Source organism: Enterococcus sp. C74 (assembly GCF_040887125.1).
Lineage (GTDB): Bacteria > Bacillota > Bacilli > Lactobacillales > Enterococcaceae > Enterococcus_B > Enterococcus_B hirae.
Genome location: NZ_JBFOFA010000002.1, coordinates 42,620 through 57,923, shown reverse-complemented (window position 1 = coordinate 57,923; position 15,304 = coordinate 42,620). Strand labels below are relative to the sequence as shown.

Sequence of the window (15,304 nt, the reverse complement as noted above, 5' to 3'; positions counted from 1 at the left end):
TCGTCGCAGTTTTTACTTGGTGAGCGCTCAGGTCAAGGCACTCTTTTCACGACCTCTTGTTCACGGTGAGACAAAAGCAGCATCTTCGGAAAATTTGCCGAAATTTACCAAAAATTTGAGAAGCACCAAGTAGGTAACAATCAACATCAAAAAAAAGTTTTTGTGTTTCTTGTCAATTTTCGGAAATTCCTTCTTATTTCTTGATGCTAAACACTTTTGTCTCAACCTCCTGTTGCCAACCAGCTTTCGGGAGTAAAATCAGGGTCTCCTACTGACCATTCATTGAAGAATTCATCAATAAATTCCCGCATAAAGGCTTCTCGTCGTTTTGCTTCCTTTATACCATATGGGGTGTTCATCCTATCTGGTAATAAGAACAATTTTTCGTAAAAATGATTGATCACAGTAGACCCTTTGCGATAATCTTTTTTATTTTGATAACTGATTGGGTGCCGACTTTCATCAAAAATGGGATGGCCATGTCCACCACCAAAATAAGCCGTACGCAAAATACCAATTGCTCCTAAGGCTTCAAGACGATCTGCATCTTGAACAATTTTTCCTTCAATAGGTAATGCCATTTCTTCACCTGACAACCCTTTTGAAAAAGACAGGTTATCAATAATCAAAAAGATTGATTCAATGGTTGCATCTGATAGCTCTAAACGTTGCAAAAATTGATGTAACTCTGCTTTTGCTTTCGTTTCATCGGCTACTACTTTATCATCGATCGTATCATGCAAATAAGCAGAAGCAAGAGTAATCAATGGATCAGCTTGCGGTTCAGTTGCTAAAATTTTCTCTGCTAATTTAACGACTCGTACCGTATGATCAATCCCGTGTCCAGTTTGATCCATTGCTAATTGCTTGAAACTGTAATCAGCAATTTCCTGCAGTTTCTCCATTTATTTTCCTTCTTTCTCGCTACTGAATTCAGCTACTTGATAGACCGAAAAATAGATTTTTTTCATGTAATCGATCAAATACTGCGGATTTAGCTCCTCACCGGTTGCATCCTGAATCAATTGCGTTGGTTTTCTAGATGCACCATATTGATGGATCTTTTCTTTCATCCATTCTTTGATTGGTCGATAATCATCGGATGCTAACACTTCATCGATCGAAAGCTCTTTTTCTAATGCGTGAAGCAGTTGCGCAGCATACATATATCCTAAAGCATAAGATGGGAAGTAACCAAAACTAGCTCCTGACCAGTGGACATCTTGCAAGATTCCTTCTAAATCATTCGCAGGTCGTATTCCTAGATATTCCTCATACTTTTGATTCCAAATAGTTGGTAATTGAGCCACGTCCACGCCCTCATTGAAAATCATTTTCTCAATTTCATAACGAATAATGATATGCAATGGATACGTTAAACTATCTGCTTCAATTCGGATCAAGCTTGCTTGGGTTTGTTTCAGCGAGCGATAAAAGTCAGTAAATGAAATATCATCGAATGTTCCTTCTGCACATTGTTGGAAAAATGGATATTGTTTTTCCCAGAAACTTCGATTGCTACCAATGATGATCTCATTGAACAGTGATTGAGATTCGTGGATTCCCATCGAAGTACCTTGGTAAATCGGAGTATAAGCAAATTTTTCGTCAATATCTTGCTCATACATTCCATGACCAGCTTCATGGATCACGCCAAAGACTGCCATTTTAAAGTCATGTTCATTCCAACGAGTCGTAATACGTGCATCATTATGATTGATCCCGATCATAAAAGGGTGGATTGTGTCATCTAAACGTCCTCTTGAGAAATCATAACCTAACTGTTCAATCACGCCTGTGACAAACCTTTTTTGTTGGGCTTTAGTCATTTTTCGAGAAAGAAAAGAGGTATCTGGTTCATGCCCTTTTTCTGCTAAGTTTTTTCTAATTTCCATGATCCCTTCTTTTACTTGTTGGAAAACACGATCTAAGATTTCAACAGACATCCCTGGTTCATATTGGTTTAGTAACACATCATAATCAGTTGCTTCGTCTTTTTTCCAATAGGGGATCAACTGTTTTGTTAACTCAATATTTTTAGTCAATGCTTCTTGAAAATCCGCAAAATTTTTCGTTTCACGAGATTGCTGCCATTGCACCTGTGCGGTAGAAGTTGCTGCTGTCAATGCAGTCATCAATTCTTCAGGAACTAAATATTCAAGTTCATAGTCTTCTTTGACCTTCTCAAACACGATTTTTCCCGTTTCAGATAATTCATTGGGATGTTCAGAAAAATATTGGATGGCTTCTTTGATCTTAGGTCCAATTTTCTTTGAGAAATAAAGACTATAAAGATAACTATTGACTTCACTACGATCCTCACTCGCTTTTTCTGGCATACCCGTTTGGATATCCCAATCTAAAATGCCCAAGGTTTGTTGCAAGAGATTGATTTCTTTTAGTTCTTTCATAAATTCTTTTTCATTCATCATTTATTCCTCCATCCATCCCATATAATTTTAAATCATTTTGTCTTTTCTTGGTGGCCGCGTTCCCCAGTATTGGAAGAGATCGGTCCGTTTGTCTTTTCTTGGTGGCCGCGTTCCCCAGTATTGGAAGAGATCGGTCCGTAAAGCTCCGTTATACAGTTTACGTTTTTTAGTAGCTTTTTGCCCATAATATTCTTCAAAAGTAAGATCACTTGTCAAAATGTACTTACTCCATGTCTTTAATGGACGGAAAACATCGCCCATTTCTTCATACAAGCGACGAACCGTTTCTTCTTCACCTAAACGCTCTCCATAAGGCGGATTCGCGACGATTACGCCGTATTCTTTATCCGTTTTGAAATCTTTGACTGCTTGTTGTTTAAACGTGATTGAAGAGCCTAAGCCAATTTCTTCCGCATTCGCTTTAGCAATTTCGATCATCCGCCCATTGATATCAGAACCTGTGATATCGAGTTCAATATCATAGTCTGCTTGCTCTTCTGCCAATGCTCGAACATTTTCCATGACATCTTTACTAAACCAATCCCATGATTCACAAGCAAATTCACGATTAAATCCTGGTGCAATGTTGTGTCCAATCAAGGCAGCTTCGATACAGATCGTACCAGAACCACACACTGGATCATAAAACGGACGATCTTTTCGCCAATTTGTCAACATCACTAAAGCGGCTGCCATGTTTTCTTTCAACGGTGCGCCACCTTTTTCCAAACGATATCCCCGTTTGAACAAACTAGGACCAGTTGTGTCTAGTGTGATCATGACATGATCTTTTAGTAAAGCGACTTCTAATTGAAAATGTGCGCCTGTCTCCGTTAATGGAACAGATGCCGGACGGTGATAATACTTACGCAATCGTTCAACGATCGCTTTTTTAGTGATCGCCTGACAATCAGGTGTGCTATAAAGCTTAGACTTGATTGATTTTCCTGCAACCGGAAATTCAGCATCTAAAGGTAGAAAGTCTTCCCAAGGTAATGCTTTAACTTTCTCAAATAGTTCATCAAAGGTAAACGCATCAAATTCCCCAACAACGATCTTTACCCTGTCAGCTGTTCGTAACCATAAATTTGCTGTAGCGATCGTTTCCATCGTTCCTTTGAAACGTGCCCGTCCATTTTCAACTTGACAATCAATGCCTAAGTCACGTAGTTCTTTTCCAACAAGGGCTTCTAACCCACTTGCAGCCGTTGCCACAAGATTAAATTCTCTAGTCGTATCCATACTTATCTCCTTATAAGAAAAGCTGAACGTGGTCGTCCAGCTTTTTGTAAAATCAAACCGAAAAATGAATCAGTATTTTTTTCATACTTGTCTCTAAATTGCCATTCTTCACTCGTTCATTTTTGTGTTCCTGAACAAACAAGTCATTTATTGAATGGTATAAATCAGTGGTGACACTCTAATGTTAAAAAAAACCTTCACAACATGGTTGGAAGGTATTCCCTGTTATATTGCGGTTTTCTGTAAGCCATGTTCTGTACACTACTTTTCCAGGGAGAAAAAGCAATGTGGTAACCATCTATCTGCAGTTAACCTGCCTTTTTGTCTCGTTCTTAATTCCCAACAAAAAGCGCCCCTACCATTGTTTGGGTTGCTCGCTCGAGGGGTTTACCGCGTTCCACCGAATAAGTTTCCCTATCCGCTTCGTCACTGTGGCACTTTCAAGGATACTTAAGCATAGTTAAAAACCTTAGCTTGTTTTCCTGCCGTTACTCTAATAGAGTACCTTAGCTTATTGTTTCGCTAAGCACGAACACTACAGGCATCACAGCCTGTGCGAGCATGGACTTTCCTCAGCCTGATCATGTCAGACCGCGATTACCCAAAAACCGCAATGTATCATCAATCTTAGAATTGACGTGTCTTTTCGTTATCATCGTCACTTGCATTTGTGTAGTTGTTTGGGTTAGGTTGGGAAACATTCACTGTTGATGATTGTTGATCCAATTTTTTTCCAAATACTTCACGTTCAAGATTTGACAAACGTTTCAAGATATCGAAATTTGTGACTGCTGCACTTTTCGGTGTTTCAACTTGTTGAACACGCGTTTGTGCTGCTCCTTGTGTTTTTGATAATTGTGCTACTTTGGCACTTAATTTATCATTTTCTTCTTGTAAAGCAAGGAGTTTTTTGCTGTAAGTTTCATAATCTTTGATGATATTGTCTAAGAATTCATCCACTTCGATGGGATCATAGCCACGCATCTTTGTTTTGAATTCTTGTTGTAAAATGTCTTTAGGACTATAAACCAATTCCGCCATATTTACACCTCTAGTTTTCATTTACATAATAACGGTTTCTACCTATATCATTGTATCGGAAATAACTTGATAAATCAAACACTATCTGAATTATTCACTGAAATTTTGTAAATCATCCATACTGACTAGCCGAATTTCATAAGAATGATCCTGTTGATAGGTTTGCGCCTCTTTCAGAAAATACTGGGTTTTCCCTGGAAACTCAGGATCATAAATCAGTAGACAGCCATCGGTATGGTCAAGTAAAAAACGCGTGTGGTTTCTTAATTGGCTAGGCGACTGATAGGCTTGATGGCTAACTGCTTCAACGTAGTCTGCTAACTGTTCTGCCATTCTTAACTTTTCTTGATTATTCTCATTCCAATTATTTCCAAACTCTTTGAATGGATAGATGATCCCCAACTTTAACTCAGGGTATTCCTGCTTTAATTCAGCAACTACTTCCGTGACCCATGTTTCTATACCCAAGTTTCCACTAGTAAGAACCCATTCAAGTCCTTCTTCGACTAATTGCTGTATCTCTTTTTTTAAGACTTTTTTAATAACCGTTATTTTAGGGTCATTTTCCTTAAAAACCCCAAGTTCAAAACTTCGATAACCGGAAATATACATCACTTTTAATCGGTCCATTTGAGTTTCCTTTTCTTTCTTGATTCTTTTTTGCTATAATGTTGGCTAGGAGTGTGATTAAAATGGTTTTACGCTATCCAAACGGCCAACCCTATCATAAGAATGCCTCTTTAAAGGAAAAAGTTCAAGAAAAAAGAGAATCAGCCATTGAATTTGGCAATCGAGGGATGCGTTTTGAAGAAGCAATTAACGAAAGTAACCAGTATTACTTAGCGCACCAAGTAGCTGTTATCCATAAAAAACCAACCCCCATTCAAATTGTTAAAGTAGATTATCCTCGACGTAGCGCCGCTGTTATTAAGGAAGCTTATTTCTCACAGGCCTCCACAACAGATTATAACGGTGTATATCGAGGTTTCTATTTGGATTTTGAAGCGAAAGAAACAAAGAATAAGACATCTTTTCCCTTCAAAAATTTCCATGCGCATCAAATTGACCATATGGAAGCTTGTCTAAAGCAACAAGGAATTTGCTTTGTCCTATTATGGTTTTCTACGTTGAAGCGTTGCTTTTATTTAGATAGTACTTATCTGATCGATTATTGGCATGCGCAAAATGATCAGGGGAAAAAGTCGCTTCCGCTTTCATTGATCGAAAAAATAGGGATCGAGATCCAAACAGGTTTTTCGCCACGTATCCCTTATCTAAAAGCGGTAGATCAATACTTATCAACATTAACTATCGAAGGAGATCGCAAGAATGGCAAATGAGCAAACAAGAACTTCCAGACGAAACAGTCCCTCTTCTTCTAAAAAGACGAGTCAAACAAGAAATAAAACTTCTGGCAAAGGTTCCGGGCATAAGAAGCGTGGGCTTTTCATCCGTATCATCTTGATTTTATTTTCTTTGATTTGTATCGCTTTCCTAGCCGGTGTCGGATTATTTTGGTTTTATGCAAAAGATGCTCCAAAATTAACGGACACTGCATTAGATGCGACTGTTTCTTCTAAACTTTACACACAAAATGGCGAATTATTTGAAGATTTAGGAGCAGAAAAAAGAGAAAAGATTACCGCAAACGAATTGCCGAAAACGTTAGAAAACGCCATCGTTTCTGTTGAAGATCGACGTTTCTATAAACATATCGGGATCGACCCAGTTCGGATCGTCGGCTCTGCACTTTCTAACTTTACTTCTGGCGGACTTCAAGGTGGTAGTACATTGACCCAACAATTGATTAAGCTCTCCTACTTCTCTACCAACGCTTCAGATCAAACCTTGAAACGAAAAGCACAAGAAGCTTGGTTAGCTGTAAAATTAGAACAACAAAAATCAAAACAAGAAATATTGACTTACTATGTGAACAAAGTCTATATGTCCAACGGATTATACGGAATGGAAACGGCAGCAGAAAATTATTTTGGTAAAAGATTACCAGAACTTTCATTACCACATACTGCTTTGTTAGCTGGAATGCCACAAGCGCCTTCTGCCTATGACCCATACCAATATCCAGAACAAGCCAAAAAACGGCGAGATACTGTTTTATATACCATGTTACAAAATAAGAAAATCTCTCAATCAGAATATGATGCTGCAGTGAATACACCAATCGATGATGGTCTTCAAGAGATGAAAAAAGAAGATGATAATTCAAAAATCGTTGATAATTATGTCAAAGAAGTCATCAATGAAGTTCAAGAAAAAACGGATAAAAATGTATTTACTGATGGATTGGATATCTATACTAACTTAGATCTAGACGCACAAAAACATCTTTATGATATTGTCAACACTGATGACTATGTCAACTATCCAGATGATGAAATGCAAGTTGCTTCTACGTTGATCGATGTCAATACTGGTCAAGTAAAAGCGCAAATTGGCGGTCGCCATATTGCAGAAGATGTCACACTAGGTATGAACTTAGCTGTTAATACTTCTCGTGACTTCGGTTCGACGATGAAACCAGTCACAGATTATGGCCCAGCTTTTGAATATCTAAAATACTCTACAGGAAAAACGATCAGTGATGCTCCTTATAACTATGAAGGAACCTCAACACCAGTAGGCAACTGGGATAACCGTTTTATGGGGACGATCACCTTAAGACAAGCCTTGTATCTTTCCAGAAACGTTCCAGCTGTCAAATTGTTCAATGAAGTCGGCGCAGATAAAGTTAGCACCTTTTTAAAAGATCTTGGAATTGAATATAGTACGATCCATCAATCAAATGCGATTTCAAGTAACACAGAAAAACAAGACGGCACAAAATATGGCGCTTCTTCCTTGAAAATGGCGGCTGCCTATGCTGCTTTCGCTAATGGAGGAACGTATTATAAACCACAATATGTCAATAAGATCGTCTTCCAAGACGGGACAGAAGAAACGTTCGATCCCGATGGTAATACAGCTATGTCACCAGAAACAGCCTATATGGTCACAGATATTTTAAAAGATACATTAACAAAAGGAACTGGGACGAATGCGTTGATTCCTGGATTATACCAAGCTGGGAAAACCGGGACTTCCAACTATACGGATGATGAGTACGCAAAATTAGGAACTTCTAGCGGTGTGTATCCTGATATTTTATTTGCTGGTTATACACCAAACTACGCCATTTCAGTATGGACCGGTTATAACAACAAAATGACACCTGTCACATCCGCTTCGTCTCATGTTGCTTCTGATGTTTATCGAGAATTAATGAAATATGTATCATCCAGCGTCACAAATAGCGATTGGCAAATGCCTAGCGGACTGGTAAGATCTGGCGGTGAATTATACTTTACCGATCAACTCAAGAAAACACCAAGTACGACGATTCCTTCAACAACGGTGCCATCTTCATCAGTGACACTGGTACCTGAAAGTTCGACACCGGTATCTTCTTCGTCGGAATCGACAGAAACTTCAACAACTGAGTCATCTGCCGAATCTTCGACATCGGTAGATAGTTCAAGTGAAAAAAATGATTCAAGTAGTTCTGCTGAAACGCCAGAAAATAGCAGCAGTAGTCAAAGCTCTTCATCTTCGGCAACTCCTGAGTCATCCACGACACCACCAGCGCAAACACCTCCGGAGAACAATGCACAGTCCGGACAGTCCTCTAGTCGTTCAACGTCTTCTGGCACATAACAAAAAAGGAAGTTGAGAAAAACCTCAACTTCCTTTTTTTATCTTTTATTTTACGTTCAATGTTTTTTCTTTCATTCTGTTTTTTCCATCTTGACACATGTCTAACAAGGGGCAAACTTCACACCGTGGACTTCTTGCCGTGCAATGATAACGACCAAAAAATATTAAAGTGTGGTGAGTCTTGACCCATAATTCTTTTGGTACTTTGCGCATCAGCGTTTCTTCTACTTCCAACACCGAGGCATTCAACTTACAAATCCTTAAACGTTTTGTTACTCTCTCGACATGAGTATCCACAGCAATTGCTGGTATACCAAAAGCATCACCTAAAACGACATTCGCTGTCTTTCGTCCAACTCCTGGAAGAGAAATCAATTCTTCTCTAGTTTGAGGAACTTGACCTGAAAAGCGATCCATCAATTGTTGGGCACATGCTTTGATATTTTTTGCTTTATTGCGGTAAAGACCAATCGTTTTGATCTTAGGGATAATGTCATCAATCGGAGCCGCAGCCAGCTTTTCAGGAGTTGGAAAAGCTTCAAAAAGAGCTGGGGTCGCTTTATTAACTGAGACATCGGTTGCTTGAGCACTGAGTATGACAGCAATCAACAGTTCATAAGGGTTTCGATGTTTTAATTCACCATGTGCTTCTGGGAACATGTCGTACATTTTTGTCAAGGCTTCCATTGTTTTTTGTTTACTTAACATATTATTCCTCCAGCCAATTTTTCAACGTAACTTTTGGCAAGGCTTCTGGTTGTGCGTTAGTGGTTTCCACTTCTTTTTGTAACATTTGTTGTTTTCGTCTTTTTTGATCTTCTTCTACTTGTTGCTTCGTCTTTAAATTTTTACGTTCCCAAGACAACAAGATTCGATCCACATAGTTAAAACTATACGCTTGATTCAAAACAGCCTCACGTAAAGCAAGTTTCAGAATTTCCGGTTGATAATGATCTTCTTCTAACCATTGACCGATCCGTTGAAATTCGATGGCTGACAATGGGCGACCAAATTCCTGTTCAAATAACTGATAAACAGACTGCACCATTTTTTCTTGACTTAAATCAGCTTGTTTTTGATTTTGACTTTCCAAAAAATTCCCTAAAATTTCATATATAGGATATAGATTGTAACGATCAGCTTGCTTACCATCAATTGTTGCTGTTTCAATTTTAATAAACCCATTACTGATCAAGTGATTTAAAATTTGATAGATACGCTCTTGTTTGACACCCATATCCAACGCAATCGAGTGTAAATCTGGGAAAAAGTCTCCTTCGAGTTGCGCCCTTTGTAATTGCAAAATAAATAAAAACTCTTCTGCTTGTAATCCGATACGATGATAATTTTTTAACAACAAGTTCGATATCGTTGTTTGTCCTGCTTTTAAGTAATTTTCTAAGTTCAACATGATTTTTCCCTCACTTCAAATCCAGTATACGGAAAAAGCTTGTTCGAGGCAAGGTAGCTTTCCTTTACTTCTATATGTTTTTTATTTTTTGTTTCACTTTTTCACTTTTCGGAATAAATATAATATTCGCTCTATCAAAGAGCATCTGCCGTCGCAAAAAAAGCCAGGTTTGCCAATCATCAGTCGATTGAAAAACCTGGCTTTTTTTAAATGATTAGAGAACTGCTTATTTATCTTCTTCCGTTTGCAAGACGTAAGGTTCTCCTTCATAAGTATATTCCGTATTGATTGTTCCATCGTTTTCATCTGAATAAACGCGACGACTGAATGGGAAACGATGGGAATTGCCATCTTTCGCTACTTCCCCACTCATTAGATAATAATCCTCTTGTGTTTCATTCAATTGGTTGATTACTTGATCTGCTAATTGATCGACATTGATCGTTTCATCTTTTGCTTCTTTTTTATAATCGTCCAGAAATGCTGCTTGTTGTACAAAGTATTCTTTTTCCATTATTTGATTGCTCCTTCGTTATCGTTTGACATGATTTTCATCATCCTATATTTATTTTGTCAGAAAACGAATTGAAAGACAACTTATAGCTTTTATGTCTAAGAATTAAAAGAATACTTTATCTCAAAATAATATTAAATTTTGTCTACTTTGTTATCTATGTGCTTATTTAGACCTAAATTTTTTCAAACTACTTCCTCACTTATCCCCTTACAAACCTAGGCATATTAAAAAGACGCTATTTTTTAAATATAGAAAAAAGTAATTTTTCAAATTATTTCATTCAATTGATAGACTTGACTATCTATATACTTTCACTTGGATTTGACATCCATTTTACTGTAATAATCAATACAATCGTTTTTTTTGTTATTGCTGACGCTCAGATTTTTATCATCTGATGTCAGTTGTTTTCTTGTATGTAATTCATTTTTCACACTAGCATTTATACTAGCATTTCTTGTTAAATGATGAAGATTCTTACGGATATTTTCTTCATCAAGTATTCCTTTTAAAATCTCCCCCAAGTTTGGTAATTGCCTTTTTGACGAGGTGAACACCTTAAAATTATCAAACGATTGACTTTTTTTGAAAGTAAGCGGCGAACTTGAGTCGTTGATTATACTATTGGTAAAACTTGCTGTAAATTCTCCCTGAGAGTATTCCAAAAAATAATAGGGGTTTTCAGCAATTCTTTTTTCTCGTTGTTCTTTAAGCTCTAAATAAACGTTATATAGATGAGTCAACGCACTGACTTGTTTTTTATTAAATCTCGCTTCTTTTATAAAAGCTTCAAGTAACATCTTACGATTATCTCTGGTATTTCCTACCTTTGGCTTAATTGTTCTACTTTTTAATTCTACTGGTAGTTTTTTTAACCCAGTAGCTATTGTCTCTTGAAAAATAGATTTCTGACTGTTGTAGAGAACGACTCTAAAAGTCCCAAAAAGTTCTTTAACCGTACAATTTGCCATTCCATTATATCCCCTCATACTAAGGTTGAGGTATGTAGGGTCTATTTTTTCTTCGCCTAATTGCTGAATAACTTTTGCTGTATTGCAACGACTATCTTTGTGATGTTCAAATTTTGTCTGGAAAATGATTTTACTTAAAGTACTTAATTTTTCTGGAAGAATCGTTGTGAATACACCTGATGGACGATCACTGTTCGTATCTTCCAATTTATCAATCATCGCTACTAAATAATGTCCTTCTTTTCTATAAAGGATTAATCCAAATACATGATCCTGAATTTTTTTAGTGATATATGCTGGAAAAATTATAAAATCTGTTGGATCATCTTTTTTCATGTTTTCCATCATTTGCTGTAACTCTTTGGGATTTTTCATTTCATAAAATTTAATCGTTCTTTTCAAGGAATCAATGATTGCTGGTTTTTTCTCTCGGTCAATCAATGCTTCCTGTTCATCATTTTCAAGCATTTTAATAAAAGTTGAGAATAACAATTGATAATTTTTTTTCCTTCTTCACCGACTGCTTTAAAATCTCCTGCATCAGCCAACCCATAAGCTAGTGCCAACAACATATAAGATCGTTCAAACAAGTTCATAACATCACTCCTGATTAGAATAGTTGAATTTTATCATATAAAAAAGAAACAAAAGAATCTTTTTTTCTTATCTTTAGAAAAAAAGATTCTTTTGTTTCGATAATACCAGTTGATACCTTTACGTTAAAAAAAGAGTCCAAGACGAAAAGTCGTCTTAGACTCGTTGATAGCTATAAAGCGAATAAACAATGTTCAACCATTCGCTGATTGCTTATTGAGCAGTTTCGATCTCGCCCAATGCAGCTTGTGCCAATAGGTTCAAGTAGTTCCATGGACGGTCAAAATGAGGTTGGAAGAAGAAATCAGATAGCGCTAGATCTTCAACGGTCATTTTATTTTGAACAGCCAGTGACATCGTATTTGCTGATTGAGTGATATCATATTTCGACATGAATTGGGCACCGACAATGCGGTTTGTCCCTTTTTCATAAACCAATTCCATCATCACTTTTTCATTTGTCGGCATGAATTCTGGACGATAATTGTCTTCAAAGACCGTTGCTTGGACTTCTAAATTATTCATAGGTGCGCTCTCTTTTGTCACCCCTGTTGAACCAATCGTCCAACCAAATAGGTAAAGTCCAGACGTTCCTTGCGTTCCACGATACGCCATTTTATGTTCAGTCAAGTTATTTCCTACTAACAATCCTTGACGAACTGCGTTAGTTGCCAAAGGAATATAATTTTGGGTACCACTTGGGTTATAACTTACTACAGCAGAATCCCCTGCAGCAAAGATATCTGGATCACTTGTTTGCATGTATTCATTAACTTTGATGGCTCCATTAGGTAACGTATCAACTTTTCCATCAACTAATGTCGTATTTGGTCTAAAACCAACACATAAGATGACCATGTCCGCGTCAAAAGTTTCTTTAGCAGTTGCTACTTGTTTCACTTTTCCCTCTTCATCCGCAATAAATTCAGATACATTTTCACCTAATGCTAGTGTAACCCCACGGTCGACAAGTTCTTTTTCTAATACATCTGTGAATGGTTTATCAAGATATTTATTTAAAATACGATCTAAACCATCAATCAATGTAACTTGTTTACCAGATTCAACAAAAGCTTCGACTAATTCGATACCGATATAACCGCCACCTACGATGACCACCCGTTTGGCATCTTCTGCTTGTGCAATAATTTCATTTGCTTGGTTATAGTTTTTACATAACAAAATATTTTTTGATTCAATTCCTTTGATTGGCGGAATGATTGGCCAAGAGCCAGTAGTCATTACCAATTTATCATAAGAAACTGTTTCAACTTCACCAGTTTTTAGATCTTTGGCTGTCACAGTTTTCTTTTCAGTATCCACGTCAGTTACATCATGTTCCATTTTTACAGTTGCACCTAAAGAATGTAGTTCTTCAGGATTAGAATAGAATAAACCGGCTGGGTCTTTTACTACACCACCCACGTATAATGCGATCCCACATGATAAAAAGGAAATATTATCATTTCGCTCGTACACAGTAACATCCGCTTCTGGGTGATTTTTTAAGATACTTTTAACAGCTGCTGTACCCGCATGCGTGCAGCCAATTACTACAACTTTCATATGTGAATCCCTCCGATTAACGATTTGTCCTTCGACAAGTTTAAATATAGCAAAAATAAAACGGATACAACAGTTTAATGCTTGTGAATTCACAAATTCAACCTTGTTGTTTTCTGTTCATTCTCCTGCGCAATTGCTGATTACTCCACGCTTTACTTGTGAAAACAAAAACATACACTATAACCTTTGTGAAAGAAAGAGAAAAAAATAAAAAAAAGTCAGTGATTTGTTTATCAAACTGACTAATTTTTTATTTTTTCATATTTTTATCAATACTTTCAGCAAACTAAATCGCTTGTTCTTTTTGACACTCAGGACAGCGACCATATAATTCCAAACGATGCTCATTGATCTCAAAGTTCGTCAATCGACCAGCTGCCATTTCGATGTCCGCTAAATCAGGATAATGAAAATCGACGATCTTTCCACAATTTTCGCATATCACATGATAGTGACGTTTTGAACTAAAATCGAATCGACTAGATGAATCCCCAAATTTCATCTCTTGTACAAAGCCAATTGAAGTAAACAATCTTAAATTGTTATAAACTGTTGCCACACTCATATTCGGAAAACGATCTTCCAGAGCACGATAAATTTCGTCAGCAGTTGGATGTGAATGATGTTCAATCAGATACTCTAAAACTGCATACCTCTGAGGTGTGATCCGTATATTTTCCTTTTTCAATTTTTCGATTGTTTCTTCAACTAATAGTTTATTCTCCATTTTTAACACCCCGCGTTGTTATTCTCGTCCTATCATACTATTTTTACTTTTTAAAATCTACTTTTCATGAAAAGAAATTTCAAATTAATCATAATATTGCGAAAAAAGACGCAATTAAGGAAAAAATCTCCTTAATTACGTCTAAATGTTGTGGTAAGAATTCTTTACATTTCTTGATAAAGCGCTGTTGACAAATAGCGTTCTCCGTTATCTGGGACAACCGCTAAGACTTTTTTCCCTTTACCTAACACTTTCGCTTCTGCCAAAGCAGCAGCAATCGCTGCGCCTGATGAAATGCCTACTAAGATTCCTTCTTTTTTTCCAACTTCTCTAGCAGTGGCTAACGCTTGATCCCCTGTTACAGAAACTACCCGATCATAGACGCTCGTATCCAAAGTATCTGGCACAAACCCTGTCCCAATTCCTTGAATTTTATGTGGTCCTGCTTCTTTCCCTTCTAAAATCGCTGATTCGGCTGGTTCAACTCCAATGATTTCAATTGCTGGATAGACTCGCTTCAACTCTTTACCAGCACCAGAAATCGTTCCTCCAGTGCCAATCCCTGCTACAAAAGCATCTAACCCATTCACACCAAACGCCTCTTGAATCTCATGTCCAGTTGTTTTCTCATGGATAGAAGGATTTGCTGGATTTTCAAACTGAAGTGGCAAGAAGTAGTCATTTTCCGCTGCTAAACGTTTCGCTTCTTTGATTGAGCCACTAATTCCATCCTTACCTGGCGTGAGCAGTAATTCAGCACCATAACCTTTCATCAATAAGCGTCGTTCGATACTCATCGTTTCTGGCATCACGATGATCACTTTATACCCTTTAGCTACCCCAACCATGGCTAATCCGATCCCTGTATTTCCTGAAGTCGGTTCGATGATTGTGTCTCCTGGCTTAAGAAGGCCATCCCGTTCTGCTTTTTCAATCATACTTAATGCAATCCGGTCTTTTACGCTACCACCAGGATTAAAAAATTCCAATTTCACATAAACTTCCGCTGAATCTTCTGGAACCAAATGATTAAGCTTAACGATCGGTGTCTGACCAATCAATTCTGTAATCGAATGATAAATTTGTGTCATT

15 protein-coding genes and 1 other RNA gene are annotated in these 15,304 nt (G+C 37.3%); 2 read left to right on the top strand and 14 right to left on the bottom strand.

The window, feature by feature from the left end; all coding sequences use genetic code 11:
* Window positions 1-221 precede the first annotated feature (221 nt).
* From AB3H93_RS03070 to AB3H93_RS03045, 6 genes are all read right to left on the bottom strand, one after another.
* Window positions 222-905: an HD domain-containing protein gene (locus AB3H93_RS03070; protein ID WP_368020106.1), complete on the bottom strand. Its 684-nt coding sequence runs from the start codon at window positions 903-905 to the stop codon at window positions 222-224.
* A complete protein-coding gene (locus AB3H93_RS03065; RefSeq protein ID WP_368020105.1) occupies window positions 906-2,429 on the bottom strand; it encodes a carboxypeptidase M32 in 1,524 nt (507 codons plus the stop codon). It lies immediately after the preceding gene.
* A gap of 30 nt (window positions 2,430-2,459) precedes the next feature.
* Complete coding sequence (locus AB3H93_RS03060; RefSeq protein ID WP_368020104.1) at window positions 2,460-3,674, bottom strand: class I SAM-dependent RNA methyltransferase; 1,215 nt, start codon at window positions 3,672-3,674, stop codon at window positions 2,460-2,462.
* A 238-nt stretch (window positions 3,675-3,912) separates the two neighbouring features.
* An RNA gene (gene rnpB, locus AB3H93_RS03055) (RNase P RNA component class B) lies at window positions 3,913-4,283 on the bottom strand.
* 18 nt (window positions 4,284-4,301) lie between these two features.
* A complete protein-coding gene (gene gpsB / locus AB3H93_RS03050) occupies window positions 4,302-4,715 on the bottom strand; it encodes a cell division regulator GpsB (RefSeq protein WP_010719243.1) in 414 nt (137 codons plus the stop codon).
* Between the two features lie 90 nt (window positions 4,716-4,805).
* A complete protein-coding gene (locus AB3H93_RS03045) occupies window positions 4,806-5,345 on the bottom strand; it encodes a DUF1273 domain-containing protein (protein ID WP_063627065.1) in 540 nt (179 codons plus the stop codon).
* Between the two features lie 62 nt (window positions 5,346-5,407).
* On the opposite strand from AB3H93_RS03045, the gene recU reads away from it, so the two are divergent.
* Together recU and AB3H93_RS03035 are read left to right on the top strand one after the other, a co-directional pair.
* A complete protein-coding gene (recU, locus tag AB3H93_RS03040; protein WP_010719245.1) occupies window positions 5,408-6,055 on the top strand; it encodes a Holliday junction resolvase RecU in 648 nt (215 codons plus the stop codon).
* Window positions 6,045-8,426, top strand: coding sequence for a PBP1A family penicillin-binding protein (locus AB3H93_RS03035; RefSeq protein ID WP_368020103.1), 2,382 nt, complete (start codon window positions 6,045-6,047; stop codon window positions 8,424-8,426). Before recU ends, AB3H93_RS03035 begins: the two co-directional genes overlap by 11 nt.
* Window positions 8,427-8,471: 45 nt before the next feature.
* On the opposite strand, the gene nth is transcribed toward AB3H93_RS03035, so the two are convergent.
* The 8 genes from nth to cysK form a co-directional block, all read right to left on the bottom strand.
* Window positions 8,472-9,134: an endonuclease III gene (nth, locus tag AB3H93_RS03030; RefSeq protein ID WP_010737512.1), complete on the bottom strand. Its 663-nt coding sequence runs from the start codon at window positions 9,132-9,134 to the stop codon at window positions 8,472-8,474.
* Between the two features lies 1 nt (window position 9,135).
* Window positions 9,136-9,837: a DnaD domain protein gene (locus tag AB3H93_RS03025; RefSeq protein WP_010737511.1), complete on the bottom strand. Its 702-nt coding sequence runs from the start codon at window positions 9,835-9,837 to the stop codon at window positions 9,136-9,138.
* Between the two features lie 226 nt (window positions 9,838-10,063).
* Window positions 10,064-10,351 carry a DUF5960 family protein gene (locus AB3H93_RS03020; protein ID WP_014834686.1) on the bottom strand — a complete coding sequence of 96 codons (288 nt, stop codon included), beginning with the start codon at window positions 10,349-10,351 and terminating at the stop codon, window positions 10,064-10,066.
* A gap of 314 nt (window positions 10,352-10,665) precedes the next feature.
* On the bottom strand, window positions 10,666-11,673 hold the full coding sequence (locus AB3H93_RS03015; protein WP_368020102.1) for a hypothetical protein: 1,008 nt from the start codon (window positions 11,671-11,673) through the stop codon (window positions 10,666-10,668).
* Window positions 11,674-11,762: 89 nt separating this feature from the next.
* On the bottom strand, window positions 11,763-11,921 hold the full coding sequence (locus AB3H93_RS03010; protein WP_010719252.1) for a hypothetical protein: 159 nt from the start codon (window positions 11,919-11,921) through the stop codon (window positions 11,763-11,765).
* 211 nt (window positions 11,922-12,132) lie between these two features.
* Window positions 12,133-13,485: an NADH oxidase gene (locus tag AB3H93_RS03005; protein ID WP_010737508.1), complete on the bottom strand. Its 1,353-nt coding sequence runs from the start codon at window positions 13,483-13,485 to the stop codon at window positions 12,133-12,135.
* A gap of 286 nt (window positions 13,486-13,771) precedes the next feature.
* The gene (locus AB3H93_RS03000) at window positions 13,772-14,212 is read right to left on the bottom strand and encodes a Fur family transcriptional regulator (protein ID WP_010719254.1); all 441 of its coding nucleotides are present in this window, start codon (window positions 14,210-14,212) and stop codon (window positions 13,772-13,774) included.
* A gap of 164 nt (window positions 14,213-14,376) precedes the next feature.
* The gene (cysK, locus tag AB3H93_RS02995; RefSeq protein WP_010719255.1) at window positions 14,377-15,303 is read right to left on the bottom strand and encodes a cysteine synthase A; all 927 of its coding nucleotides are present in this window, start codon (window positions 15,301-15,303) and stop codon (window positions 14,377-14,379) included.
* Window position 15,304 lies beyond the last annotated feature (1 nt).